Origin of the sequence: Bacillus sp. B19-2 (genome assembly GCF_022832475.1) — a bacterium.
Lineage (GTDB): Bacteria > Bacillota > Bacilli > Bacillales > Bacillaceae > Bacillus > Bacillus paralicheniformis.
Genome location: NZ_JALHKQ010000003.1, coordinates 157,276 through 182,633, shown reverse-complemented (window position 1 = coordinate 182,633; position 25,358 = coordinate 157,276). Strand labels below are relative to the sequence as shown.

The 25,358-nt window shown below is 46.7% G+C and carries 26 protein-coding genes, 1 tRNA gene, 1 riboswitch and 1 other annotated feature; of the genes, 3 read left to right on the top strand and 24 right to left on the bottom strand.

Annotated elements, in window-relative coordinates; genetic code table 11:
- Positions 1-14 precede the first annotated feature (14 nt).
- From MST20_RS13265 to ilvE, 5 genes are all read right to left on the bottom strand, one after another.
- Positions 15-1,571 (bottom strand): 2-isopropylmalate synthase, encoded by a 1,557-nt coding sequence (locus tag MST20_RS13265; RefSeq protein ID WP_026579125.1) that lies wholly within the window; start codon positions 1,569-1,571, stop codon positions 15-17.
- A complete protein-coding gene (gene ilvC, locus MST20_RS13260) occupies positions 1,558-2,586 on the bottom strand; it encodes a ketol-acid reductoisomerase (RefSeq protein ID WP_020452476.1) in 1,029 nt (342 codons plus the stop codon). The genes MST20_RS13265 and ilvC overlap by 14 nt, the downstream gene beginning before the upstream one ends.
- 23 nt (positions 2,587-2,609) lie before the next feature.
- Positions 2,610-3,128, bottom strand: coding sequence for an acetolactate synthase small subunit (gene ilvN / locus MST20_RS13255; protein WP_020452477.1), 519 nt, complete (start codon positions 3,126-3,128; stop codon positions 2,610-2,612).
- A complete protein-coding gene (ilvB, locus tag MST20_RS13250) occupies positions 3,125-4,849 on the bottom strand; it encodes an acetolactate synthase large subunit (protein ID WP_025811030.1) in 1,725 nt (574 codons plus the stop codon). Before ilvB ends, ilvN begins: the two co-directional genes overlap by 4 nt.
- Before the next feature lie 157 nt (positions 4,850-5,006).
- Positions 5,007-5,268 (bottom strand) — a binding site (T-box leader).
- A 4-nt stretch (positions 5,269-5,272) separates the two neighbouring features.
- Positions 5,273-6,187, bottom strand: coding sequence for a branched-chain-amino-acid transaminase (gene ilvE, locus MST20_RS13245; protein ID WP_025811029.1), 915 nt, complete (start codon positions 6,185-6,187; stop codon positions 5,273-5,275).
- Between the two features lie 459 nt (positions 6,188-6,646).
- Between ilvE and MST20_RS13240 the strand changes: the two genes are divergently transcribed.
- Positions 6,647-6,871, top strand: coding sequence for a hypothetical protein (locus MST20_RS13240; protein WP_243942782.1), 225 nt, complete (start codon positions 6,647-6,649; stop codon positions 6,869-6,871).
- Between the two features lie 44 nt (positions 6,872-6,915).
- Here MST20_RS13240 and gdhA read toward each other — a convergent pair whose 3' ends face one another.
- Complete coding sequence (gene gdhA, locus MST20_RS13235; RefSeq protein ID WP_243942780.1) at positions 6,916-8,298, bottom strand: NADP-specific glutamate dehydrogenase; 1,383 nt, start codon at positions 8,296-8,298, stop codon at positions 6,916-6,918.
- Positions 8,299-8,696: 398 nt separating this feature from the next.
- On the opposite strand from gdhA, the gene MST20_RS13230 reads away from it, so the two are divergent.
- Positions 8,697-8,951 (top strand): hypothetical protein, encoded by a 255-nt coding sequence (locus tag MST20_RS13230; protein WP_020452482.1) that lies wholly within the window; start codon positions 8,697-8,699, stop codon positions 8,949-8,951.
- A gap of 43 nt (positions 8,952-8,994) precedes the next feature.
- Here the strand turns inward: MST20_RS13230 and MST20_RS13225 are convergent, their stop codons facing one another.
- The 16 genes from MST20_RS13225 to MST20_RS13150 all read right to left on the bottom strand — a co-directional run bounded on the left by MST20_RS13225 (position 8,995) and on the right by MST20_RS13150 (position 21,038).
- Positions 8,995-9,288, bottom strand: a complete 294-nt coding sequence (locus MST20_RS13225; protein WP_243942778.1) for a hypothetical protein — start codon at positions 9,286-9,288, stop codon at positions 8,995-8,997.
- Positions 9,289-9,324: 36 nt separating this feature from the next.
- Positions 9,325-9,489 (bottom strand): hypothetical protein, encoded by a 165-nt coding sequence (locus MST20_RS13220; RefSeq protein ID WP_243942776.1) that lies wholly within the window; start codon positions 9,487-9,489, stop codon positions 9,325-9,327.
- Between the two features lie 379 nt (positions 9,490-9,868).
- Positions 9,869-11,164, bottom strand: coding sequence for a Kelch repeat-containing protein (locus tag MST20_RS13215; RefSeq protein WP_243942774.1), 1,296 nt, complete (start codon positions 11,162-11,164; stop codon positions 9,869-9,871).
- A 154-nt stretch (positions 11,165-11,318) separates the two neighbouring features.
- A tRNA-Arg gene (locus tag MST20_RS13210) sits at positions 11,319-11,392 on the bottom strand.
- A 119-nt stretch (positions 11,393-11,511) separates the two neighbouring features.
- On the bottom strand, positions 11,512-12,033 hold the full coding sequence (locus MST20_RS13205) for a YfcE family phosphodiesterase (RefSeq protein WP_243942772.1): 522 nt from the start codon (positions 12,031-12,033) through the stop codon (positions 11,512-11,514).
- Positions 12,034-12,049: 16 nt separating this feature from the next.
- Positions 12,050-12,640, bottom strand: coding sequence for an XTP/dITP diphosphatase (locus MST20_RS13200; RefSeq protein WP_075752009.1), 591 nt, complete (start codon positions 12,638-12,640; stop codon positions 12,050-12,052).
- A gap of 22 nt (positions 12,641-12,662) precedes the next feature.
- Positions 12,663-13,403, bottom strand: a complete 741-nt coding sequence (rph, locus tag MST20_RS13195) for a ribonuclease PH (protein ID WP_020452486.1) — start codon at positions 13,401-13,403, stop codon at positions 12,663-12,665.
- 125 nt (positions 13,404-13,528) lie between these two features.
- Positions 13,529-14,638, bottom strand: coding sequence for a GerMN domain-containing protein (locus MST20_RS13190; protein ID WP_243942770.1), 1,110 nt, complete (start codon positions 14,636-14,638; stop codon positions 13,529-13,531).
- 152 nt (positions 14,639-14,790) lie between these two features.
- Positions 14,791-15,609: a glutamate racemase gene (racE, locus tag MST20_RS13185; protein WP_243942768.1), complete on the bottom strand. Its 819-nt coding sequence runs from the start codon at positions 15,607-15,609 to the stop codon at positions 14,791-14,793.
- A 7-nt stretch (positions 15,610-15,616) separates the two neighbouring features.
- Entirely contained in the window at positions 15,617-16,060 is a 444-nt protein-coding gene (locus MST20_RS13180) for a MarR family winged helix-turn-helix transcriptional regulator (RefSeq protein WP_003184148.1), read from the bottom strand.
- Positions 16,061-16,221: 161 nt separating this feature from the next.
- Positions 16,222-16,446, bottom strand: coding sequence for a spore germination transcription factor GerE (gene gerE, locus MST20_RS13175; protein ID WP_003184172.1), 225 nt, complete (start codon positions 16,444-16,446; stop codon positions 16,222-16,224).
- Positions 16,447-16,621: 175 nt separating this feature from the next.
- On the bottom strand, positions 16,622-17,320 hold the full coding sequence (locus MST20_RS13170) for an SDR family NAD(P)-dependent oxidoreductase (RefSeq protein WP_243942766.1): 699 nt from the start codon (positions 17,318-17,320) through the stop codon (positions 16,622-16,624).
- A gap of 17 nt (positions 17,321-17,337) precedes the next feature.
- Positions 17,338-17,808 carry an acyl-CoA thioesterase gene (locus tag MST20_RS13165; RefSeq protein ID WP_243942764.1) on the bottom strand — a complete coding sequence of 157 codons (471 nt, stop codon included), beginning with the start codon at positions 17,806-17,808 and terminating at the stop codon, positions 17,338-17,340.
- Between the two features lie 63 nt (positions 17,809-17,871).
- Positions 17,872-18,636: a succinate dehydrogenase iron-sulfur subunit gene (gene sdhB, locus MST20_RS13160; protein ID WP_075752004.1), complete on the bottom strand. Its 765-nt coding sequence runs from the start codon at positions 18,634-18,636 to the stop codon at positions 17,872-17,874.
- Positions 18,633-20,396 (bottom strand): succinate dehydrogenase flavoprotein subunit, encoded by a 1,764-nt coding sequence (sdhA, locus tag MST20_RS13155; protein ID WP_243942762.1) that lies wholly within the window; start codon positions 20,394-20,396, stop codon positions 18,633-18,635. The genes sdhB and sdhA overlap by 4 nt, the downstream gene beginning before the upstream one ends.
- Before the next feature lie 33 nt (positions 20,397-20,429).
- Positions 20,430-21,038, bottom strand: a complete 609-nt coding sequence (locus tag MST20_RS13150) for a succinate dehydrogenase cytochrome b558 subunit (RefSeq protein WP_243942760.1) — start codon at positions 21,036-21,038, stop codon at positions 20,430-20,432.
- Positions 21,039-21,339: 301 nt separating this feature from the next.
- Between MST20_RS13150 and MST20_RS13145 the strand changes: the two genes are divergently transcribed.
- On the top strand, positions 21,340-21,783 hold the full coding sequence (locus MST20_RS13145) for a YslB family protein (RefSeq protein ID WP_152848297.1): 444 nt from the start codon (positions 21,340-21,342) through the stop codon (positions 21,781-21,783).
- A 46-nt stretch (positions 21,784-21,829) separates the two neighbouring features.
- Here the strand turns inward: MST20_RS13145 and MST20_RS13140 are convergent, their stop codons facing one another.
- Positions 21,830-23,059, bottom strand: coding sequence for an aspartate kinase (locus tag MST20_RS13140; RefSeq protein WP_243943415.1), 1,230 nt, complete (start codon positions 23,057-23,059; stop codon positions 21,830-21,832).
- Positions 23,060-23,205: 146 nt separating this feature from the next.
- A riboswitch (Lysine riboswitch) is annotated at positions 23,206-23,385 on the bottom strand.
- Positions 23,386-23,449: 64 nt separating this feature from the next.
- Positions 23,450-25,222 (bottom strand): excinuclease ABC subunit UvrC, encoded by a 1,773-nt coding sequence (uvrC, locus tag MST20_RS13135; protein ID WP_165427732.1) that lies wholly within the window; start codon positions 25,220-25,222, stop codon positions 23,450-23,452.
- Between the last annotated feature and the right edge of the window lie 136 nt (positions 25,223-25,358).

Sequence of the window (25,358 nt, the reverse complement as noted above, 5' to 3'; positions counted from 1 at the left end):
CTTCCTTATTACTGTTATGATCCTACAGCCGCCTGTTTTGACAATCCTTCCGTATTCGTCTTTAATACGAGATAGCGGTTCACTGCGTTCAAGTAAGCTTTGGCAGATGCTTCGAGAACATCCTGGGCGACTCCGCGTCCCCCGGATTCTTTTCCGTCGATCATCACCCTGACGTATACTTGCGCGAATGCATCCTGTCCCTTGCGATTGGATTGAATCCGGTAATCAAGGAGCTGGACTTCTTTATCCATACAGCGCTTCAGCGTGTTGTACACCGCTTCAACGCTTCCCGCTCCGGTCGCCGCTTCCTGGATGATCTGATCCGTTTCCTGATCTTTAAGGGAAACCGTTGCTGTCGGAACCTGCGAGGTGCCGTAATGAACCTGCAGCGAAATAAATTCATAGCCGATTTTGCGGTCTGCCGTTTTCTCCTCGAGAATCAGAGAGATGAGATCTTCATCCGTAAATTCCTTTTTCTTGCCGGTAAGCTCTTTAAAGATGTTAAAAAATTTATTGATTTCTTCTTCTCCAAACTGGAATCCGAGGTTCTGCAGCTTATCTTTAAATGCGTGGCGCCCAGAATGCTTTCCGAGCACAAGCGCATCCGTTTTCACGCCGACAAGCTCCGGAGAAATAATTTCATATGTTGTTTTTTCTTTTAAGAAGCCGTCCTGGTGAATGCCTGATTCGTGGGCAAAGGCATTATCGCCGACGACCGCTTTGTTCCGCGGCACGGCCATGCCGGTGAGTTTGCTCACTAAATCACTTGTCCGCTTAATCTCATTCAGCTGAATCGTTGATTCCGCCTGGTAGAAATCTTTTCGGAGATAGAGGGCGACGGCGATTTCTTCAAGAGAGGCGTTCCCCGCTCTTTCGCCTATGCCGTTGATGACCGATTCGACTTGATCCGCTCCGTTTTCAATCGCAGCCAAAGAGTTGGCGACAGCCATGCCTAAATCATCGTGGCAATGGGCTGAAAGCGTGACTTTGTCAGCATTGCGGGCATTTTCTTTAATATAGCGGAAGATATTTCCGTACTCGGCGGGCGCTAAATAACCGACCGTATCCGGAAGATTGACGACGTCCGCTCCTGCGGCGATCACTTCGCTGACGATCTCGGCTAAAAACGGAAGGTCGGTCCGGCACGCATCTTCGGCAGACCACTGGACGATCGGGAAGCGTTCTTTGGCGTATTTCACCATAGCGACCGCCTGTTCCAGAACCTGTTCGCGCGTTTTTTTCAGCTTATATTTTAAATGGATGTCAGAAGTGGCGATAAAAATGTGAAGCCTTGGTTCAGCCCCGTCTTTGAGCGCTTCCCACGCCGAATCGATATCCCCTTTGACAGAGCGGGCAAGCCCCGTTACCGAACAGTTTTTAATCGTCCTTGCGATTTCTTTTACTGCGTTGAAATCCCCGGGGGATGAAGCGGGGAAGCCCGCTTCCATAATGTTGACCCCGAGTTTTTCAAGCTGCTGGGCGATCGCCAGCTTCTCCTGCGTGTTTAAATTAACGCCCGGCGACTGTTCACCGTCACGGAGTGTCGTATCAAAAAAGTTAATTTTTCGCACCGGCTACCACCGCTTCCTTCTTCTTGCCCTGCTTGACAAACGGCATCATTTCGCGAAGCTTTCTGCCGACCACTTCGATTTCGTGTTCGTTTTCGCTTGTATTGATAGCGTTGAAACGCGGACGGTTGACTTGGTTTTCGACGATCCATTCTTTCGCGAATGTACCGTTTTGGATGTCTTTTAATACTTCTTTCATTGATGCTTTTACCTTCTCATCGACGACGCGCGGGCCTGATACGAAGTCTCCCCACTGCGCTGTGTCTGAAATCGAATATCTCATGCCTGCCAAACCTTCTTCATACATCAAGTCGACGATGAGCTTCAGCTCGTGCAGACACTCGAAGTATGCGAGTTCAGGCTGATAGCCCGCTTCTGTCAGCGTTTCGAATCCTGCTTTGACAAGGGAAGTCAATCCGCCGCACAGCACCGCCTGTTCGCCGAAAAGATCGGTTTCAGTTTCTTCTTTAAATGTTGTTTCAAGAACACCGGCTCTTGCGCCGCCGATCGCTTTAGCATAAGCAAGGGCTTTGTCTTTCGCTTCCCCTGTTACGTCCTGATAGATCGCAAACAGCGCCGGAACCCCTGCACCTTGTTCAAACGTTCTTCTGACAAGATGTCCCGGTCCTTTAGGAGCGACAAGGAATACGTCAACATCTGCCGGAGGCACGATCTGATGGAAATGAACGTTGAATCCGTGGGCGAATACGAGTGAATTGCCCGCTTGAAGTCCGTCTTTAATTTCCGCTTCATACACTTTTTGCTGCTGTTCATCCGGAAGAAGCACCATAACGATGTCGGCCTGTTCTGCCGCTTCTCTTACCGTGAAAACTTGATGGCCGTCTTCCTCTGCTTTTGCAAAGGATTTCCCTTTTCTGACGCCGACAATGACGTCCACTCCGCTTTCTTTCAGGTTCAGTGCGTGCGCATGGCCCTGAGAGCCGTATCCGATTACCGCTACTTTTTTGCCTGCCAATACGTTTTCTTTGATATCACCGTTATAATATACTTTTACCATTTCAATCTCTCCCTTTTTATGTTTTATACAATAGATATTGTTTTAATAGAGGACGGCTTTTGCTGGGTTCCCCTCGCAAAGGCCGTGGTGCCTGTTCTGGCAACCTCTTTAATCCCGTATGGTTTCAACAGTTCGATTAGGGCTTCGATCTTGCTTGATTCCCCCGTCACTTGAATCACGACGCTGTCTTTTGCGACATCGACGACAGTCGCCCGAAACGGTTCAATGACGCCGTTTATTTCCGCCCTGCTCGACGGAGGGGAAACCACCCTGATTAATGCCAGCTCTCTTTGGACGATCGATTGATTTGTAATGTCCGTGACTTTCAGTACATCAATCTGTTTGTTTAATTGTTTTGTCAGCTGTTCCGTTTCTTTTTCATCTGCCACATGAACGACAAACGTGATCCTGGAAATCCCCGCTGTTTCGGTGTGGCCGACGGTAATGCTTTCAATGTTGTAATGCCGTTTTGTAAACAACCCTGTAATTCTGTTTAAGACGCCGCTTTGATTCAAAACCGTCAGCGTGATGATTCTTTTCAAGGTTTCACCCCCACCATTTCGTGCAGCCCTTTTCCAGGCGCAACCATTGGAAATACTTTTTCAGCTTGTGCAACCTGAACATCGATGACCATCGGTTCATTCGACGTTAGCGCCGCTTCCAACTTTTCTTCCGCTTCTTTTTCAGATGTGATTCGGACACCTTTGATGCCGTATGCTTCAGACAGCTTGATGAAATCAGGCTGTGATGCGAACTTGGAGTGTGAATAGCGCTCATCGTAAAAGATCTCCTGCCATTGCCGGACCATTCCGAGGCAGCGGTTGTTTAAGACCACGACTTTGATCGGAAGGTTCAGATCGTGAATGACGGACAGCTCCTGCAGCGTCATCTGGAATCCTCCATCGCCGAGTATCGATACAACCGTCGCATCCTTATCCGCAAGCTGTGCTCCGATTGCCGCCGGAAGTCCGAAGCCCATCGTGCCGAGCCCGCCGGAAGTGACCCATCTGTCGGCTTTTTGGAACTGATAAAATTGCGCAGCCCACATTTGATGCTGTCCGACGTCCGTCGTTAAAATAGCTTCGCCTTTCGTATAGCGGTGGATATATTCGATCAGCTTCTGCGGTTTGAATCCTTCTGTTTCATTCTCTTCATACCAGAGCGGATATTCGTTTTTCCAGTCCGCAAGCTGCTTTTTCCACTCATCGGAAGCGCTCGGTTTGCCGTTTTGCTTGATCAGCTCTGTCAGTACAAGCTTGCTGTCGCCGACAACCGGAATATGCGTATGAACGATTTTGCCGATTTCAGCCGGATCGATGTCAATGTGAGCGACTTTCGCATATTTTGCAAAATGCTTCAAGTTCCCTGTGACCCGGTCATCGAATCTCGCACCGATGCTGATTAACAGATCGCTTTCATACAGCGCCATGTTGGCCGCATACGTTCCGTGCATTCCGGCCATCCCGAGGAAAAGCGGATGGTCAGCCGGAAATCCTCCCAAGCCTAACAGCGTATGCGCCACCGGAATTTGCTGCTGTTCGACATAATTTTTTAATTCTTCTGACGCTTTCCCGTGCAAGACGCCCGCACCCGCTAAAATCACCGGCTTTTTCGCTGCACTGACCGCTTCTACAAGCTTTCTGATCTGCAGATAATTCGGTTCCTTCGTCGGCTGATAGCCAGGAAGGTGAATCTCATGGTCGTAGCGGAATTCTCCTTCTACAACGGCGATGTCTTTAGGAATATCGATTAAAACGGGGCCCGGTCTTCCTGTTGTTGCGATATGGAATGCTTCTTTAATAATTCTCGGCAGATCTTCTGCATGGCGAACCTGGTAGCTGTGCTTTGTAATCGGCATCGTAATTCCGATGACGTCAGCTTCTTGAAATGCGTCAGATCCGATAACCGAGGTCGCAACCTGACCGGTGAACACGACGAGAGGCAATGAATCGATCATCGCGTCGGCCAGACCTGTTACAAGGTTGGTCGCTCCCGGACCGGATGTGGCGATGACGACACCCGGTTTCCCTGAAATCCTCGCATATCCTTCGGCTGCGTGGATGGCGCCTTGTTCATGGCGCGTCAGCACATGAAACATGCCCGACCCGTAGAGTTTGTCATAAATCGACAGGACCGCACCGCCGGGATACCCGTAGATCACTTCGACATTTTCCTGTTTTAAAGCCTCAATCAGCATTGACGCCCCTGCCATTGTTTGTGTACATTGGGCATTTTCAGCATCCAACTGTACATTCGTCCCCATTTTTCTTCCTCCTTATCAAGTGATCATCATCACTGTTCATTACGATTGGTTTTTTTAAAATAATCAATTTATATATGCCGCAAAGCATGTTTCCAATCTGCTTTTGCAGCTAAAAAAAGCCTTCCCGCCCACTGTTGACGCTGCACACCTTGCAGGCCAAAGGGGCGAAAAGGCTTTTCTTTCCGCGGTACCACCCTTGTTCGCGGCTTTCGAAAGCCGCCTTATGGATAATCGCTTATCCGGTTTAATAACGAGTGAACGTTCATGACGTTCACCCGGCCAGCCTTACTAAACTTGGAAGTCGTTCAGGCTGACACTCAGAGGGGAGTTCACAAGCGGAGGCCGTCACCGGTTTCCAGCAATCCCGGCTCTCTGCAGGCGGCGTTTCCGCTGTTACTTATCCTCTTCAACGTTTGTCTTTATTCAACTGACACTTAAGCTTTGATCTTCGAGGCTGACTTTTACCCCTTCACGGACGACGCGCTCGCGGAACTTTTCAAGCATCCGGTTTGTGTGGACTCCCGGTTTGCCGTCCCCGATCTTGCGGCCGTCAACTTTTACGACCGCGATGACTTCTGCAGCCGTTCCGGTTAAAAACACTTCGTCAGCTGTGTATACGTCATGGCGGGTAAACGGCTCTTCCTTCACTTCATAGCCGAGCTCCTGCGCTATTTCGATGATGGCATTCCGGGTGATTCCTTCAAGCGCTCCGATATAGCCCGGAGGCGTCAAAAGCTTTCCGTTTTTATAAATGAATACGTTATCCGCAGAACCTTCGGCGACATAGCCTTGATCATTGAGCATGAGCGCTTCTGTCACGCCCGCCATGTGCGCCTCGATCCGGACAAGAATATTGTTTAAATAGTTCAGCGATTTCACCTTAGGGCTCAGCACATCAGGTCTGTTTCTTCTTGTCGGAACCGTCACGATGTCAATTCCCGTTTCATATAAGTGTTTCGGGAATATTGCCAATGGTTCGACAATTATAATGACACTCGGGTGTGAACAATTGTTTGGATCGAGTCCGAGGTCACCTGCTCCTCTTGAAACGACCAAGCGGATGTAAGCGTCTTTAAGCCCGTTTTTTTCCACTGTTTTGAGAACGTGCTGTGTCAGTTCTTCCTGCTGATATGGAATCTCCAGCATGATCGATCTCGCAGAATCGTAGAGGCGATCCATGTGCTCTTTCATTCTGAAGATGTTGCCGTCGTATACCCTGATCCCTTCAAACACGCCGTCCCCGTATAAAAATCCGTGATCATAGACTGATATTTTAGCGTCTTCTTTTTTAACGAGTTTGTCGTTTAGGAAGATCCACTGGTCTTTCTGGTCCCCCATCCCTCTAGCACACCTTTCTGTTGTAAATGAACGCTTTAAACGGTTAAAAATTGATGATGCGGGAACCCGTTTTCCCGCTGTCATTCCCGGGAAAGATGAAAAGTTTTCAAGCGATTTGTTCTTTTGTTTGAACTCATATTACGCCCCTTTACATGCAGTGTCAACCGTATTTTTTAAAATTATTAGACAATTTCGATTAATCAATCTACTTGTATACGCTTACATGATTGATATAAAAGGAAATGCAAAATTGAAAAACAATCTGAAATTTTTTATGCAATCTATAAAGATTACATAAAAAAACTGGTGTTTTATACAGTTTTGTTAGATTTTATTACCGACAACTTTTTTAAAATTTCATCCCGGAAGGTTAGATTTTTTACCACATTTGTGTACAGACTCCATTTTACGATTTTTTACATAAACTGCTGTTAATTCAAAAAGAAACGGGTGAATATGATGTACCGCACCTTTCCTCCATACTCTGACCCCCGCGTGCGCCAATACCCGGGATACTTCGGCTATCCGACTACTTATGTCTATAATCCTTCAGCGCACGGGCCCTATCCCTATTATCCGTACGGCGGGGTCTTCACCACTCCGACTCTCGGATTCGGCATCGGTTACCCGGGAATTTCTGTTCCGGCTGTGCACGGCTTTACCGGTGGATTCAGAGAAGATTAACAAAGCACAAAAAAGAGAGAGCATTTTGCTCTCTCTTTTAACGGTTAAACGACTCCCTGAGCGATCATCGCATCCGCCACTTTAATAAATCCGGCTATATTGCAGCCATCAAGCAGATTACCGGGACGTCCGTATTCTGAAGACGCTTCAACGCTTCTCTTGTAAATATCGGTCATGATCGTTCTGAGCTTCTCATCCGTTTCTTCCGCCGTCCAGTGGAGCCGCGCGCTGTTCTGCGCCATTTCGAGCGCTGAAACGGCTACACCGCCTGCATTTGCAGCCTTAGCCGGTCCGAAAAGAACCCCCGCATCCAAAAAGCGTTTGACGGCGCCCTCTTCAGACGGCATATTCGCTCCTTCCCCGACTGCTTTGACCCCATTTGAAATGAGCACTCCGGCCGCCTCTTCGTCAATTTCGTTCTGGGTCGCGCACGGAAGCGCGATATCGCACGGAATAGACCAAATGCCGGAGCATCCTTCGAAATAGTGTGCTTCCGGATGCTCGCTGACATACTCGCGAATCCTTCCGTTCCCGCTTTCTTTGAGCCGCTTCACCGTCTCGAGGCTGATGCCTTTTTCGTCATAGACATAGCCGTCAGAATCGCTGCAGGCCACTACTTTTGCGCCGAATTGAGCGGCTTTTTCCATCGCATACAGCGCCACATTGCCTGAACCGGAGACGACAACGGTACTGTTTTCAAAACGCAGCCCCTGATCCTTCAGCATTTCTTCTACGAAATAAACCAGACCGTACCCTGTCGCTTCTTTCCTCGTCAAACTGCCCCCGTATTCAAGGCCTTTGCCTGTTAACACACCTGCATCATAGCGGCCCCGAATCTTTTTATACTGTCCGAACATAAACCCGACTTCCCTTGCTCCGACACCAATATCACCGGCAGGGATATCCGTGTCCGGTCCGATATGTCTGTACAGTTCATTCATAAAGCTTTGCGTAAAACTCATGATCTCCCTGTCAGACTTGCCCTTCGGATCAAAATCAGCCCCGCCTTTTCCGCCGCCGATCGGCTGGCCGGTTAAAGAATTTTTAAAAATCTGCTCAAAGCCCAAAAATTTAATAATGCTCGCGTTTACAGAAGGATGAAAGCGGATGCCGCCTTTATACGGACCGATCGCACTGTTAAATTGAACCCGGTATCCCCTGTTAACCTGGATATTGCCTTCATCATCGACCCACGGCACCCTGAAGGTGATCATCCGTTCCGGCTCTGCAATCCTTTCAAGAATGCGGTTTTCAATATACTTTGGATGCTTGGCCAATACAGGGACGAGGGAATCGAAAATTTCTTTTACAGCTTGAAGAAATTCGCTTTCGTGAAGATTTCGCTTCCGCACTGTCTCGTATGCTTTTGTCACATAATCTCTCGCCGTCTGGAAATTTGTTTGCTCCATTTTTTCTAGCGTATGCACCTTTCTTCAGCTCCCTTTCTAAAGTAAAAGCAGAACGAACTTGTAAGATTTTCTATCATGGTAAATTTTACAACCAATTCCCCATTTACATCAATCTGGAAAACAGATTAAACCATTGCTGAATTGAGATGTATAACAAAAAGCGAGAATAGACGGGTATTAAGATAGAAGAACAGTTCTTAAAAGCTGAGGAGAAAAGAACCAATAAACCACAAAATACCATAACATCCGAAAGGTTCTTTCTGTGCTTTTCGTTGTGATCGGCGCATTTGCCCGTTGTACTCTCGGCAGAAAATGAGCATCTTATCCCGTTCTTAAAATGAATCCTACTGCACAAAACGAAAACACATAGCTCTTCTTTTTCATGGCAACAATAAAACTAAAACAGGGGTGATCTGATGGACGACAAAAAAGAACTGTCGAACGTTGAAACACAAAGAAACTTTTTAACGGCTGAAGAATTTCCTGAAGGAGCGTATGGAGCTGCCCAGGGCAAAGACAAGCCTGTTGAAAACAAAAACACGCCATGGAAGGAAGGCCAGCAGTACTACAGCAATTTCACATATGAATTCCGCAATCTCCACCAAGGAATGCCGCGACAGTACCCCGGGGCGCATCCAACCCATGACGAAAAGGATCAAAACGAGGAATGACCGATATAAAAAAGAGCCGTGCTAAACGGCTCTTTCAAGCTTTTTATTGGAGGGGCTGCTGGAAATTTTGATTGCGCTGCTGGTTTTGTTGGTTTTGCTGGTTTTGCTGACCCTGTTGACCTTGCTGTCCTTGCTGGTTAAATGACTGCTGCGCCTGCTGAAGTGCCTGGCTCATTTGGTTCATAGCCTGGTTTGTCTGGATCCCTTGAAGGGCCTGATTCAGCTGCTGAACAGCCTGCTGAATGCTTTGCTGAATTTGCTGATCCGTCTGCTGCTGAGATTGTGAGCTGGACTGCTGCTGAATTTGCTGCTTCAGCTGATTGATTCCCTGGCTCAATTGAGAGCTCTGCTGGCCGCTTTGGCCCTGCTGCTGTTACCCCATTTGATTAACAGTTTGCTCCAGCTGGGCAAGCTGCTGCTGGATATTTCCGAATTCCTGAGCAAGTTCGGTATCCGTAATGTTGGCCCCGAGCAGCTGCTCATGCTTTTGTTTTTGTTGTTTCTGCTTTTGCTGCTGATTGTGCTGTTGTTTTGTCATTACAACATCCTCCTTAAAATTGATCACACCCTTTATCCATTTCATTTTGTTTGAAATAATGAAAGGGAATTTTTAGGATGTTGTTGTTTTGCAATATCAAAAGCCTCAAACCCTTGTATACCAAGAAGTTTGAGGCTTTTTTCGAGACGTCCCAGGAGAGATTCGAACTCCTGGCCGACGGCTTAGAAGGCCGATGACCTCATGGACAGAAGGAACATCGATTTCCCCTATAATAATTCAAAAAAAGGCACCTTTTATAAATTTTCATGATGCAGTTGGTCTTAGTAATTAGCCTCTACGGACAGGTAAAGGGCTTCACTCTTTATACGACTGATACTTTTTTTGGACAGCTTCATTAAAAAAAGATTTTAATCAGTTTTTATTCAGCTTTTTTAGATGAATACTCATTTACTTCAAACGTAAGAATATTACCAAAGATAACATGGTCTTTCCTGTTATCGAACGGTCCTATGTTATTTTCATGCTTATCGATTACATACCTCACAGGGCCTGTACCAGCAGCTTTCTGATCGTACCACGTAATAAAATCATTAACTTCTTCCATCGATAGATCAAACTCTTTTTCGAGACCAGATACCATAGTTACAACTAGAATTGCTCGTTTGCCTCTTATGTCTTGAGTTGGTTCATCTGATGTTTGTGGATCTTCTCCATTTCCTGTAGAATCATCAAGAGTTTCAACAGAATACATTTGTACAGAGTTGTATATTCCATTTTCTTGGTTTACTATAGTATTCGTTGTTGATTGTCCACCAATTATATAAAGATTTTCTCCTATTGTAGCTGCCCCCGCTGCTAATCTAGGAATTTTAAAAGGTTGAAAATCTGATATTGAATCGTCTTTAGGGTTGTACACCTGAACTTTTGTAGTTGGATCGTTTTTGTTTGTTTTTCCTCCCATAATGTAGATTTCTCCATTTAAAACTGTTGAAGTAAGATATTGTGTTCCTGTAATTAGATTTTGTTTTTTTAACCATATATCTTTCTTAGGATCGTATTCATAAATAGAATCATTTATTTTTGGTTGTGAAGCAATACTTGTATCGGCGCCACCCATTAAATAAATTTTCCCATCAATTGTCTGTGATGTTGCCCCTGACGAAGGAATGGGCAAGCCTTTTTTCTTTGTCCAAGTTTTAGTCTCTGTATCATAACAATAATTCGCAGATAAACTTTCATCATTGTTTCCACCCATTACATAGATTCTATTGTCTACAACAGAGGCAGTAGAAAAAATTAACCTTTCAGTAGGTATATCTATTCCTTTTTCCCATGTATCATTTTGTGTATCATATATCTGAACTGACTTTCGATAAGTACTACCTGAGGTTCCTCCAATTACATAAATTTTCTTCCCAACTACAGCTACTGAGGCTGCAGATACCGTTAAAGGAATGCTTGCTTTTTCGGTCCATTTCTTACTATCTTGATCATAAACATAAGTGGTATTTTTAGATCTTCCACTACTTGTACCACCGATTACATAAATTTTTCTGTCTACTGCTGCTACAGCAGCAGAGGTTATTTTATCTGGAAGATAAGCTTGTGGTATCCACTCTTTCGTTGTAGATGCTTGTTCTGCCTCTACCCGTACATTACCAGGGAAAATGGAGGCAGCTAAAATGATCAAAAGCAAAAATATTTTCTTTTTCAACTCTCTCTCTCCTAACGATTTAATGTCACTAAATATTATCGTCAATATTTATCTTTTATTAATATCATCTCCTGTTATTTCCTATAAATCCGCTGCTAAAACAAAAAAGCCTCAAACCCTTGTATACCAAGAAGTTTGAGGCTTTTTTCAGAGACGTCCCAGGAGAGATTCGAACTCCCGACCGACGGCTTAGAAGGCCGTTGCTCTATCCTGCTGAGCTACTGGGACATGATGTTGTTTTGTTTCGCTTTAACTATCAGCGACAAGATTTATTATATGCGGATCGGGACATAAAGTCAACAACTTTTTAGAATTTTTTTCTTCACGAGGAAGAAAAAAATTCTTCCTCATGAATGTGCTGGCAGTTGGACGTGGTTCGTCAGGCTTTCGACTTCCCGGCCGTCCAAGTCGTAAAAGCGGACCGTTGCATTCTCTTTGTCAATGTTTAGTATAGCATAAGTTTTTTCTTTCCGCACCCGCGGAAGGCGGATGCTGCCGGGGTTGATCAGCAGTTTTCCGTCCATCAGCTCGCTTCCGGCGATGTGGGAATGGCCGAAACAGATGATATCGGCGCCGAGTTCTTCAGCGCGGTAGTATACATTTAAAAGCGACTGTTTAATGCCGTATAAATGCCCGTGTGTGAAAAAAAGCTTTCTCGATCCGACGGGAACGACAATTTCGTCTTTAAACTCCCCGTAAAAATCGCAGTTTCCTTTTACGGTTAAGTAAGAGGAAAGCGCGGGATGGGAAGGATCCAATTCGGAATCCCCGCAATGGATGATGAGATCTGTTTCCTTCCCGTGCCGCTCAGCGATCATTTCCAGTTCGTCTTCAAGGCCGTGGCTGTCGCTGACAATCAGAACCTTCATGATCGGCCCTCCTCCTTTACGCTTGGTCCAATAGAGCGGACAGTTTTTTCAGCGCTTCCGCTCTGTGGCTGATTTTGTTCTTTTCGCCGCTTGAGAGCTCGGCCATCGTTTGATCTTTGTCTTTGACGAGAAAAACCGGGTCATAGCCGAAGCCGTTTGTGCCGCGCGGTTCTTCGGTAATATACCCTTCCACAGAACCTTCGACCGTTTTCGTTTCCTGTCCTGGAGTGCATAATGCGAGCGCGCATCTGAACCTCGCGGAGCGGTCTTCTTTTTCCACCCCTTCAAGCTCTTTCAATAGCTTTTTCAGGTTGGCGAGATCGTTTTTCTCTTCTCCTGCATAGCGGGCCGAGTATACGCCGGGGCTGCCGCCGAGGTAGTCGACAGACAGGCCTGAGTCATCGGCAATTACGATTTTTCCGGTTTCTTTCGAAATCGTTTCCGCTTTAATCACCGCGTTTTCTTCAAACGTCTGCCCGGTTTCTTCGATTTCGGGCGTATAGCCGATGTCCAGTAGAGATTTGACATCGTAGCCTCTCGGTTCGAGCATCGCTTTAAATTCCCTGACTTTCCCTTCGTTTTTCGTGGCAATGATGACTTCTTTCATCGTGTATCAAGCCTTTCTCATGTTATTGTTGAATGGCTGATGCAACGTCGCCGAGCACTTCTTTCTGCTTTTCGATCAGTTCGGCGATCCCTTTTTCAGCCAGTTCTAAAAGCCCGTCCAATTCACTTCTTGAGAATGTTGCTTCCTCTCCTGTTCCCTGAAGTTCGACAAAGCGGCCTTCGCCTGTCATGACGACGTTCATATCCACCTCTGCTGCAGAATCTTCCTGGTAGTTCAAATCAAGGATCAATCCTTTTTCCTTATCGATTCCCACCGAAGTGGCAGCCAAAAAGTCAGTGATCGGCATCGCCTTCAGCGTACCTTTTTCGACAAGTCTTCCGACGGCAAGCGCCATGGCCGTAAATGCTCCGGTGATCGACGCGGTTCTCGTGCCTCCGTCAGCCTGAATGACGTCGCAGTCGATCCAGATCGTCCGCTCACCGAGCTTTTCCAAATCAACGACCGCCCGCAGAGCTCGTCCGATCAGCCGTTGAATTTCCATCGTCCGCCCGGAGATTTTCCCTTTTGACGATTCCCTGATCGTCCTTTGGTTCGTGGCCCGCGGGAGCATGCTGTATTCCGCGGTGATCCAGCCCTTCCCTTCTCCTCTCAAAAAGGGCGGTACACGGTCTTCCACAGACGCGTTGCATATCACCTTTGTCCCGCCGACTGTGATCAGGACCGATCCCTCGGGATGCGTAATGAAGTCGAGGTCCATTGTGACAGGGCGCAGTTCATTGTTTTCTCTTCCATCGTATCTCATTTTTTACCTCCGATTGTATGTACATAAACCTTTCACAATCATTCTGCTCTTTCAAAAAGCTGAATAAAGAAAGAGGCAGCTTTAATCGCTTACCTCTTTTTCTATAGTATATCAAAAATCTCTGCTTAAAAACTACCTGTGTTCACCTTGCTCGGTCTTGAAACCGGCTTGGAAAGCTTTTCTCCTTTTTCATTGACGAGCTCGGATTTTCCGTTCACAGTAACCGACACACTTTTCACATCAGGCAGCTCGGTTAATGTCAGCACAATACTGTTTAACACTTCATCCGATATCACTTTCTTCTCGCCGTCGGCACTCCCGTAGATCGCTTCGTTAAAGTCGAGCGTCACATGGCCGTCTTCAATTTTCGGCTCGTTTTCAAGCTTGACGCCGCCCTGAAAATCGGAAAGCAGGCCGCTTTTATTGCCCGGTCCTTCCGTCAGCTCTTTAATCGCCGCCGTCACCTCGTCTTTTTCTTTTGCAGACGTCCGTTTCGTTACAGGAACGTAGTATGTGCCTTTGTCCGATTCAGTCAAATAATAGACGGTGACCGGCTGTGTTGCCGTTATATCGGTCACACCCGCCGTATCGAGGTTGATGCCGTCCTCTCGGCTGAGTTCTTCTGAAATCGGCGTGCCGTTAACAGGCATTTCTTTCAAATCATGGCCGTTCATGCGGATCTTCACTTTATCAATCGAGTTAAACTGTGTTAGCGTCCATGTAATCGCCTGGACGATTTTTTGCTCGTCTTTAGCTTTATAGTTTTTAAATTCATTTGAGAAGTCAGCAATCGCTGTTCCATCTTCTTTAATATCAACATTGACCGTTGTATCCGCCGGCAGCACGGCTCTGAATCCGTTTGGCAGGATGTTTGAAACAGGGCCGCCTTCAACGAGGTATTCAAGCGCTTGTTTAGCCGTGCCTTCCTGCTTTGGCAGCGGCAGCGTCTGTGCTGTCACATAGCCGTTCTTATCAATGAGATAAAGCTCTCTCATAACCGTATCGCTCGTTTGGTCCGCTTTATCGTCGCTTGTCGTTTTGCTGCCTTTGTCTTCTGTTTTATCTTTGGTTTTGTCTGTTTTGTCTTGCTCCTTCTCCTCTTTTACATATGTGATGTCCTGCGGCGGATCTATCTCCTCTGAGGCTTGATCTGACTGAAATATTCCGCACCCGGAAAGAAGCAGCGCGGAGGCCGTAACCGACACCGCGATTCCTTTCATTCCTTTTTTCAGCATACTTTTCCCTCCTAAGGCAGTTTGTACTATTATGTATACGAGCCCGTTTTTGAATTAGACCGCTTTTTAAAAAAATCCCTCTGAATACAAAAAACCTTTTCTTTTAAAGAAAAGGCTCATGAAAAAAGCTGCCGTTTAATTGTGCGGCAGCTTTATTTTATAGCGGTTTCCTGAAGAGAAATGCTTTCCACATTTTTCACTTCGTATCCAAACCAATCATTTGCAATTTTTGTGAAGCGGGCGCGCTCCCCTGTTGTTAAAAACAAGTGTTCCGGCGGTTTCCCCGTTTTGCTTAATAAACCGTTGTATGACAAGATCGTGCTGACTTCCCTGGCCGTTTCATCTCCGGAGGAAATAATGTTGACGCGCTCTCCCATATAGCGCTGAATCGGTTCTTTTAAAATCGGATAATGCGTGCATCCGAGAATCAGCGTATCGATTGATGAATCCCTGAGCGGGTGCAGTGACGACCTGACGATTTCATCAGCCGTCTCATCCAAAAATTTGCCGCTTTCCACAAACGGGACAAACATCGGGCAAGCGAGATTTTCTACCGTTAAATCTCCGTTCAGCGAAAGAAGCGCTTCTTCGTAGGCGCCGCTTTTGATCGTGTTTTCTGTTCCGATCACGCCGATCCGCTGGTTTTCCGTCACTTTAATTGCGGTTCTGGCTCCGGGCTGCACAACGCCGATGACCGGGATCGCGACTTCTCTGCTGATTTCTTCAAGCGCGATGGCCGTCGCTGTATTGCAGGCGATCACGAGCATTTTAATATGGTGGCGGGATAACAAATAATTTGTCATTTCCCATGTATATGACAGGACTTCTTGTCTGTCGCGAGGTCCGTACGGACACCTTTTCGTATCTCCGAGATATATAATTTTTTCTTTCGGCAGCTGCCTCATGATTTCTTTTGCAACGGTTAAACCGCCGACTCCCGAATCGATGACTCCTATCGGTTGATCCAACAAAATCGCCTCATTTTCTGTTCATTTCCTGCTGAAGTTTAATTAATAATTTTTCAAATGCGGCTGTTTCTTCCTCGGAAAACGCCTCTAACATGTCTTCCAAATAGTCCTGCCTTTTTTGAATGACCTCCTGGATGATCCGCTCTCCTTCCGAGAGAAGATGAATGCGGACTACGCGCCTGTCGGACGGATCTTTCACCCGTTCAACGAGGTTGTTTTTCTCCATTCGGTCAATTAAATCCGTCGTGGTGCTGCACGCCAGGTACATCTTTTGTGATAACTCGCCGATCGTCATGTCCCCGTATTCATACAGCCATTGAAGACCGACAAACTGGGGAGGGGTAATCGTATATTGGGTGAGAATTTCTCTTCCTTTTTGTTTGATGATGCCCGCAATATGGCGGAGTGATTTTTCAATATCCGCTATGTGATTCAAAGAAGCATTCGAATTCATTTTCTCTACCTCGCTCGACTCGTTGTTTTGTTTTCAAAACACTTGAGTCTATTTTCCTTCTTTTCTACACAAATTGCAAGACTTCAACATGAATATACAAATTGCACCTCAAAACAAATAACCGGTTCCCTTCTTGTTACAAGAAGGAACACCGGCTCAATTTAGAGCTCTAGCTCACCCATTCGAAGAAGTTCAACAACAGCTTGCGAACGGCCTTTCACTCCCAATTTTTGCATCGCATTGGAAATGTGATTACGTACAGTCTTTTCACTTATAAAGAGCTCGCTTGCGATTTCCTTTGTTGTCTTGTCTTGAACGAGCAATTCGAACACTTCTCTTTCTCTTTTTGTTAGCAGCGGCTTTGATTGAAACTCTTTCTCCTTCAAGTATTGTAACCCTCCTTGCTAAGGTGAGAGCTGATCTGAAACGAATGGGTTTCGATATAGTCGTGATATCATATGAAACATACGCAAGGTCGGTGACGTTTCTGACGGAGAAAAGGGTTCCCTCAAACACCTATTTTTCAAATCATGACACAGGCATCGTTTCAGGGCTGAACTTCTAAGGAAGACATTTTAAAATCCAGGCGATCAGCCGCCATCTTTTCGTAATATATGCGTGCGTTTTCTTTTTCTGCACAGCACTGATGATTTGTGCAGCCGCTTTTTCGGGCGAAGCCGTCCAAAACAGGTGATCACCTTTTGCAAGAGCCGTGTCCACAAAGCCCGGCTGAATTTCGGTGACCACGATTTCATCATACCCAAGTTTTTTCACTTTTTGACGGAGCCCTTTTAAGTAATTAGAAACGAATGCTTTTGAAGCGGCGTAGGTGACGGCTCTTCCGTTTCCTCTCAGCGCGGCAATGGATGATATGCCGACTAAATACCCTTTCCCATTTTTGATAAAATGCTCCATCAACACGTTCGAGCAGGACACAAATCCCGTCACATTTACATCGATCGTTTCCTTTTCTTTGCTCCAATCCATTTCGCTTTCCAAATATCCAACACCTGAACAGATGAAGACTGCGTCTGCCCAATTCATCTCATCAAGCAGTTCTCTCAACAGTATAGGCGCGCGTTCGCTGTCGGCTGTATCGATCTTTTTAATGTATGAAGGTCCAGGGAGATCGTCGCGCAATTTGGCTAGCAGCTCATACCGTCTTGCAGCAAGACCGACCTCCACTCCTCCGGCTGACAGCTGCTTGGCAAGCGCTTTACCAATTCCGGAACTCGCGCCGATGATTATCGCTTTTTTCATTTTCCTCTCCCTGTCAATTATTTCTCAGGAAATGAGTGATTGCCAAGCAGTTTTGCTTTTTGTTTATCTGTCCATTTCACCGGTTTGCCCGTATCTTTCGCAATTTGCACCATAACCGCCTTCCCTGTGAAGCAAAGGCCGCCTTCTCCATTTTTCGCCGCATAGTGAAGGGTGAGGGAGGCGTTGCCGACAGATGCTGTTTTGACGCCGATTTTCAAATGTTCATGAAGCATGACCTGCTGAAAGTAATCGCATTGCTGGCTCGCCACGACGGGAATTGCCGCGCTTTTCCCGTCTGAAAGGCGGTCCATCACGCCCAGGTGCTTGAAATAGGAAATCCTCGCTTCCTCGAAATAGACAAACGGTGTGACATTGTTCATATGACCGAACATGTCCGTTTCTGAAAAACGGACGGATACTTCATCAAAAAAAGAAAATGACTGACACCATGTGTCAAATGGTTCTTCAATATATCCCGGCAGTTTCATTGTTTTTCATCCCCTTTGGTCATAAAAACACCTCTTCGGCTTGAAGAGGTGCGTTTTTTCGTATTATTCCGTGTTGTCGCTTCCGAAGAAGTTTTTAAACGCCTGAACGGTCGTATCCCTGTTTAACGCAGCGATTGAGGTTGTGAGCGGGATGCCTTTCGGACATGACTGCACGCAGTTTTGCGAATTTCCGCATTCGGCCAGTCCGCCGTCCCCCATAATCGCTTCAAGCCGTTCCGATTTGTTCATCGCGCCTGTCGGATGGGTGTTGAATAAGCGGACTTGCGAGAGCGGTGCAGGTCCCATAAAGTTTGTTTTATCGTTCACGTTTGGACAAGCTTCAAGACATACGCCGCAAGTCATACATTTTGACAGCTCGTACGCCCACTGCCTTCTTCGTTCCGGCATTCTCGGTCCCGGTCCGAGGTCATATGTGCCGTCGATCGGCACCCATGCTTTGACTTTCTTTAATGAATCAAACATGCGGCTCCGGTCCACTTGAAGATCGCGGACAACCGGGAATGTTTTCATCGGTTCAAGGCGGATCGGCTGCTCAAGCTGGTCGATCAGCGCTGTACAGGACTGTCTCGGCTTGCCGTTGATCACCATCGAGCAAGCGCCGCACACTTCCTCTAGACAGTTCATATCCCAAGCAATCGGCGACGTTTTTTCTCCTTTCGCATTAACCGGGTTCCTTCTGATTTCCATCAAAGCGGAAATGACGTTCATATTCGGACGGTATGGAATTTCAAACTCTTCCTGGTAAGGACTAGAATCCGATGTATCCTGACGAGTGATGATAAACTTGATTGTCTTATTTTCACTCATGATTTCGCCACCTTTTTCTTCGAGTAATCCCGTTTACGCGGTGCGATTAATGAAACATCGACATCCTCATAATGGAATTTCGGGGCTTCAAAATCGCCTGCATGTTTCGCCATTGTTGTTTTCAGCCATTCCTCGTCATTACGTTCAGGGAAATCCGGTTTATAATGGGCGCCGCGGCTCTCATTCCGGTTGTATGCACCGAGCGTGATCACCCGTGCCAATTGCAGCATGTTGTGCAGCTGGCGCGTGAATACGGCGCCCTGATTGCTCCATTTTGCCGTATCGTTGATATTGATGTTTTGGTAGCGCTCGGCAAGCTCTTGGATTTTTTCATCCGTTTTCAGCAGCTTGTCATTGTGGCGCACAACCGTCACGTTGTCTGTCATCCATTCGCCGAGCTCTTTATGAAGGACATATGCATTTTCATTGCCGTCCATTTTCATAATGTCAGCCCACTTTTCTTCTTCCTTTTTGACGCAGCTGTCGAAAACGGAAGAAGACAGATCTTCTGCGGATGCTTCAAGACCTTGAATGTATTCAACGGCTTTCGGACCTGCCACCATGCCGCCGTAAATGGCTGACAAGAGCGAGTTCGCGCCCAGGCGGTTTCCGCCGTGCATTGAATAATCGCATTCTCCTGCGGCAAACAGTCCTGGAATGTTGGTCATCTGATTGTAGTCGACCCAGAGTCCGCCCATTGAGTAGTGGACCGCAGGGAAAATCTTCATCGGCAGCTTGCGCGGATCGTCACCCATGAATTTTTCATAGATTTCAATGATTCCGCCCAGCTTGATGTCCAATTCCTTCGGATCTTTATGGGAAAGATCGAGATAAACCATGTTTTCGCCATTGATGCCGAGCTTTTGTCTGACGCATACATCAAATATTTCACGCGTCGCAATATCACGCGGCACAAGGTTTCCGTATGCCGGATATTTCTCTTCAAGGAAATACCAAGGCTTGCCGTCTTTATACGTCCAGACTCGTCCGCCTTCACCGCGCGCCGATTCGCTCATCAGCCGCAACTTGTCGTCTCCCGGAATGGCGGTCGGGTGGATCTGGATGAATTCTCCGTTCGCATAGTAAGCGCCCTGCTGGTAAACGATCGAAGCGGCTGATCCGGTATTGATCATCGAGTTCGTCGATTTTCCGAAGATGATGCCCGGTCCCCCGGTCGCCATGATGACCGCGTCTGAACGGAACGACTCGATTTCCATCGTCGTCAGATTTTGGGCGACGATGCCCCGGCACGCATTGTCATCATCAAGAACGGCTCCGAGAAACTCCCAGCCTTCATATTTCGAAACAAGCCCTTCGACTTCAAAGCGGCGAACCTGCTCATCCAGCGCGTACAAGAGCTGCTGTCCGGTCGTCGCCCCCGCATATGCCGTTCTGTGATGCTGAGTTCCCCCGAAGCGCCGGAAGTCAAGCAGCCCTTCAGGTGTTCTGTTAAACATGACGCCCATGCGGTCAAGCAAATGAATAATCGACGGCGCCGCATCACACATCGCTTTGACCGGCGGCTGGTTGGCCAGAAAGTCGCCTCCGTAAACGGTATCGTCAAAATGCTCCCAAGGGGAGTCGCCTTCACCTTTTGTATTGACCGCTCCGTTGATTCCGCCCTGCGCACATACGGAATGTGAGCGCTTAACGGGGACGATCGAAAATAGTTTTACATTTGTTCCTGCTTCCGCAGCTTTAATGGTCGCCATCAGACCCGCAAGTCCTCCGCCGACAACGATGATGCTTGAATTACTCATGCCTGCCCCACTCCCTCTAGTAATCTAGTTCTTTTACACAAATGCCAAAATCGCTCTCAGCCCTACATAGGACAGCACAACAAAGACTCCCATTGTCACAAACGTGGCGATTCGCTGTGACCGGGGAGAAACGGTGATTCCCCAAGTAACAGCAAACGACCATAAACCGTTTGAAAAGTGGAAGATTGTTGAGAGGACACCTACAATGTAAAAGCCGAGCATGATCGGGGAGCTCAAAATATCAGCCATCATGTCAAAGTTCACCTCTGCCCCCATTTGGGCGGCAATCCGTGTTTGCCACACGTGCCAGCTGACAAAAATCAAGGTAATGATTCCTGTAATCCGCTGCAGAACGAACATCCAGTTTCTAAAAAATCCGTATCTGTTCGCATTGTTTTTCGCTGTAAAAGCTATGTATACTCCATAAACAGCATGATAAATCAGCGGAAGGAAAATCACGAAGATTTCCAAGACGTACCTGAACGGCAGGTTTTCCATAAAGTGAGCGGCGTTATTAAACGCCTCTTCTCCGCTTGCCGCAAAATGGTTGACAACCAAATGCTGGATTAAAAATATGCCTACCGGTATGACGCCAAGCAAAGAATGCAGTCTTCGATAAACAAACTCTCTGTTCCCGGCCATTGCTTTACCCCCTAGTTGAAAAGTGCAGTAAAAATGAAAGGTCTCCTATCCCCCGTCCTGTTTCAAATATCGCACTTTGTTAAGTTTTTATGACAATTTCATTTTACTCCTATGAGAAATAGGCGTCAAGAAAACGCGTACATAAATTGAAATTTTCTAAAATTTAATCATATTTTTGAAAATTTTATTTTATCAAAATATAAATATATCAGATTTTTTTCTTCCTAATTGCATGTCCCCGCTGTAATCTTTCACCCCATTTAAGCTATAATAAACGGAGAAAAGAGGGGAGACATTGGATATGAACAAATTTGAAGCAAACTTAGCGCAATTAAAAGAGCTGGAAGTCTCCGCATATGGCTATGAGTTGATCAGGGAAGTGCTGCTTCCCGATATGCTGGGACAAGACTACGCAGATATGATGTACTGGGCGGGAAAAAAGCTCGCCCGCAAGTTCCCGCTTGAATCCAGGGAGGACCTTCCCGCTTTCTTTCTGGATGCAGGCTGGGGAACGCTTACGATCGTCCATTCAAAGAAGCAGGAGCTTGAGTTTGAGCTCGAAGGCCCGCTGGTCTCAAACCGCCTCAAATATCAAAAGGAACCGTGCTTTCAGCTTGAAGCCGGATTTATCGCCGAGCAAATCCAGCTGATGAACGAACAAATTGCCGAATCGTATGAACAAGTGAAAAAAAGAGCCGGAAAAGTTGTTTTAACGGTAAAATGGGATTTGAAAGACCCGGCATAACCATGCAAAAAAGGCGGAGACTGCAAAAGTCCCGCCTTTTTTCTTTTTAAATGACTGCTGTCTGCTTTGACAATTCAAAGGCATCATGCAGCGCTTCAACGGCTTTCACCATATCGCCTTCGCTGACGACAGTCGAAACTTTGATTTCGGATGTGCTGACCATTTTGACCTGGATGTTTTTTTCCGCCAGCACAGCGAACATTTCCGCTGCTACTCCGGGGTTGGAGATCATGCCTGAACCGACGATCGACACTTTGGCAAGCCTGTTTTCCGTTTCAATCTGTTCATAGTCGAGCGCGTCTTTGTATTCTTCGAGAACTTCGACCGTCCGTTTTAAGTCCTCCGTTTTCACGGAGAAAGAAATCGACGTTTTGCTTGTGCTTGTCACCGATTGAATGATGATGTCAACGTTGATGTTCTGTTTGGCAAGTGTTGTAAAAATCGTTGACAGCGTCGTCAAGCCGCTCGCCAGGCCGCATATAGTCACGCGTGTGATCTGATCTTCAAACGCAATGCCTCTTACGATTAAATTCTGTTCCATTGATGATTCCTCCTCGATTAATGTACCGGCTTCTTTTTCGGTGCTTGAACGGACTTCCAAAGGCACCTGATAGTTTTTCGCGAATTCAACAGCTCTCGGGTGCAGGACGCCTGCTCCAAGATTGGCAAGCTCAAGCATTTCATCGTAGGAGATTCCGGCCAGCTTCCGCGCTGTTTTCACATAGCGGGGATCGGTTGTGAAAACCCCCGGTACATCGGTGTAAATGTCGCATTTATCGGCTTTCAGGGCAGCTGCGAGGGCAACGGCTGTCGTATCTGACCCGCCTCTGCCGAGCGTTGTAATTTCACCTTCCGCTGTCGTCCCCTGGAATCCGGCGACAACGGCGATTTTCCCTTCAGTCAGACGCTCTTTCAGCTTGGCCGTATCAATGTTTGTAATTCTTGCGTTGCCGTGAATATTTTCGGTTTCGATGCCGGCCTGCCAGCCCGTATAGGAAACCGCATCATACCCCTTGTTCTGCAAAGCCATTGTCAACAGTGAAATCGTCACCTGCTCTCCTGTTGTCAGCAGCATGTCCATTTCCCTGCTGCCCGGCTGTTCGGTAATTTCCTTAGCAAGCGCGACGAGGGAGTCCGTCGATTTGCCCATCGCTGAAACGACGACGACAACATCATGACCGCGCTGTTTTTCTTCGATGACGCGGTTTGCGACATTCAATATTTTTTCCACTGACCCTACTGAAGTTCCGCCAAATTTTTGGACGATGAGCCCCATCAAATACCACCCTTTTTGTTTTCGTTCGTGCTTGTTTATGTATGAAGAGGAAAACTTGACCGGCGGGCTGTACGTTTTTTCGTACAAAAAAAGCAATGAGAGAATTCCCTCATTGCTTTAACCAACAAAAATGCCGATGATTTTAACAACGAGATAGCCCTCCAAGAAATGATTTCTTGACAGCCTTACATTTATTCAATGTAAAGCCAGCAGGAAAAACGAATGGATTTTTCCCCGCTTCGGCGACGCTCCCCTTTCGGCTTTTTTCATCGGAATCCATCTTCCTCATCAAGCCTACTCTTGAAGTTCGCACCTCTATCTTCACCATATCACACGATCTTATTATGAAATTAGTACAAATTCTATCAGATTCTTTTTAAAAGTTCAACATTATTTTTTCAAAGCCTCTTCAATCAGCTGCGCCGTCTTCAGAGGAATACCGAGCTTGCGGATATCGTCTGCGCTCGCTTCCTTCATTTTCTTAACGGAACCGAAATGTTTTAACAGCAGTTTTTTCCGCTGTTCGCCGACGCCCGGTATGCCGTCAAGCACCGATTGAAATGCGCTTTTTCCCCTGAGCTGCCTGTGGAAGCTGATCGCAAACCTGTGCACTTCATCCTGAATGCGCTGAAGCAGGTAAAATTCCTGGCTGTTCCGCTCAAGCTGGACGATCTCAAGGGGATCGCCGATCAAAAGGTTAGAGGTTCTGTGTTTATCGTCTTTCACCAGACCGGCAACAGGGACATCGAGACCCAATTCATTTTCCAAAACGTCAAGTGCGGCAGACACCTGGCCTTTTCCGCCGTCGATCAATACTAAATCAGGCAGCGGCAGATTCTCTTTCAGCACCCTTGTATATCTTCTTCTGATGACTTCGCGCATTGATCCGTAGTCGTCGGGGCCTTCAACCGTCTTGATCTTATATTTGCGGTACTCTTTTTTATGCGGTTTTCCGTCGAGAAAGACGACCATGGCCGAAACGGGGTCTGTTCCTTGAATATTTGAATTATCAAACGCTTCAATTCTGTACGGCGTGTAGATGCCCAGCGCTTTGCCGAGCTTTTCAATCGCGCCGATCGTCCGCTCTTCATCCCGTTCAATGAGCGAAAACTTCTCTTTCAAGGCGAGCTTTGCATTTTTATGGGCAAGGAGCAGCAGGTCTTTCTTCGCTCCCCTTTTCGGCTGGCGCACGTTCACGTCCAAAAGCTCCTCAATCATGTCCTTATCGACGCTGTCAGGCACCAAAATTTCCTTCGGAAGAAAATGGTTGTTTTTTGAGTAAAATTGCCCGATGAACGTCAAAAACTCCTCGTCTGCTTCCCTGTATAGAGGAAACATGCTGACATCCCTTTCAATCAATTTACCTTGCCTGATGAAGAAGACCTGGACGCACATCCAGCCCTTGTCATACGAATAGGCAAATACATCGCGGTCAACCATGTCATTCAGCATCATTTTCTGTTTTTCCATCGTCGACTCGATATGGGCCATTTGATCGCGGAATTCTTTCGCCCGTTCGAACTGCAGGTTTTCCGAGGCTTCAAGCATTTTTGCTTCAAGTTCTTTCTTGACTTCATTGTAGCCGCCCTTTAAAAAGCGGGTGATTTCTTCTGTGAGCTGTCGGTTTGTCTCCTCAGACACATCATATACGCATGGCGCCAGACATTGTCCGAGATGATAGTACAAACAGACGCGATCCGGCAGTTTGGCGCACTTTCTGAGCGGATAGAGGCGGTCCAGCAGCTTTTTTGTTTCCCTCGCAGCCTGGACATTGGGATACGGCCCGAAATAGCGGCCTTTGTCTTTTTTGACCTTCCTCGTGACAATTAGCTTCGGATGCCGCTCGTTCGTGATTTTAATGAACGGGTAGCTTTTATCATCTTTCAGCATCACGTTATATTTCGGGTCGTACTTTTTGATTAAATTCATTTCAAGAATGAGCGCTTCGATGTTCGAGGAGGTGACAATGTATTCAAAGTCTTCAATTTCACTGACAAGACGCTGTGTTTTGGCATCATGGGACCCGCTGAAATAGGAGCGGACCCTGTTTTTTAAGATTTTCGCTTTCCCGACGTAGATGACGGTATCCTGCCTGTCTTTCATCAAGTAGCAGCCAGGCTGATCCGGAAGAAGGGCCAGCTTTTCTTTGATTTTTTTGTTCATCAAAAATCCTTCCTTGTTTCGGCGTTTTTTCTTCATTTCAGTTTACCATGACCGACCGTACGTTCGCCACAATTGGAGAAGGAAGATGGCGGGTTGTAAGAAAAAAGCGATCCCTTTGGAATCGCCTTTTTCACAG

Bases quoted from the DNA above. Each gene is read 5' to 3' on its own strand.
- ilvC (WP_020452476.1), bottom strand. From the start codon at position 2,586: ATGGTAAAAGTATATTATAACGGTGATATCAAAGAAAACGTATTGGCA.
- ilvB (WP_025811030.1), bottom strand. From the start codon at position 4,849: ATGGGGACGAATGTACAGTTGGATGCTGAAAATGCCCAATGTACACAA.
- ilvE (WP_025811029.1), bottom strand. From the start codon at position 6,187: ATGGGGGACCAGAAAGACCAGTGGATCTTCCTAAACGACAAACTCGTT.
- MST20_RS13240 (WP_243942782.1), top strand. From the start codon at position 6,647: ATGTACCGCACCTTTCCTCCATACTCTGACCCCCGCGTGCGCCAATAC.
- MST20_RS13230 (WP_020452482.1), top strand. From the start codon at position 8,697: ATGGACGACAAAAAAGAACTGTCGAACGTTGAAACACAAAGAAACTTT.
- MST20_RS13220 (WP_243942776.1), bottom strand. From the start codon at position 9,489: ATGACAAAACAACAGCACAATCAGCAGCAAAAGCAGAAACAACAAAAA.
- MST20_RS13205 (WP_243942772.1), bottom strand. From the start codon at position 12,033: ATGAAGGTTCTGATTGTCAGCGACAGCCACGGCCTTGAAGACGAACTG.
- MST20_RS13200 (WP_075752009.1), bottom strand. From the start codon at position 12,640: ATGAAAGAAGTCATCATTGCCACGAAAAACGAAGGGAAAGTCAGGGAA.
- rph (WP_020452486.1), bottom strand. From the start codon at position 13,403: ATGAGATACGATGGAAGAGAAAACAATGAACTGCGCCCTGTCACAATG.
- MST20_RS13190 (WP_243942770.1), bottom strand. From the start codon at position 14,638: ATGCTGAAAAAAGGAATGAAAGGAATCGCGGTGTCGGTTACGGCCTCC.
- MST20_RS13180 (WP_003184148.1), bottom strand. From the start codon at position 16,060: ATGAATTCGAATGCTTCTTTGAATCACATAGCGGATATTGAAAAATCA.
- MST20_RS13170 (WP_243942766.1), bottom strand. From the start codon at position 17,320: ATGAAAAAAGCGATAATCATCGGCGCGAGTTCCGGAATTGGTAAAGCG.
- MST20_RS13165 (WP_243942764.1), bottom strand. From the start codon at position 17,808: ATGAAACTGCCGGGATATATTGAAGAACCATTTGACACATGGTGTCAG.
- sdhB (WP_075752004.1), bottom strand. From the start codon at position 18,636: ATGAGTGAAAATAAGACAATCAAGTTTATCATCACTCGTCAGGATACA.
- sdhA (WP_243942762.1), bottom strand. From the start codon at position 20,396: ATGAGTAATTCAAGCATCATCGTTGTCGGCGGAGGACTTGCGGGTCTG.
- MST20_RS13150 (WP_243942760.1), bottom strand. From the start codon at position 21,038: ATGGCCGGGAACAGAGAGTTTGTTTATCGAAGACTGCATTCTTTGCTT.
- MST20_RS13145 (WP_152848297.1), top strand. From the start codon at position 21,340: ATGAACAAATTTGAAGCAAACTTAGCGCAATTAAAAGAGCTGGAAGTC.
- MST20_RS13140 (WP_243943415.1), bottom strand. From the start codon at position 23,059: ATGGGGCTCATCGTCCAAAAATTTGGCGGAACTTCAGTAGGGTCAGTG.
- uvrC (WP_165427732.1), bottom strand. From the start codon at position 25,222: ATGAACAAAAAAATCAAAGAAAAGCTGGCCCTTCTTCCGGATCAGCCT.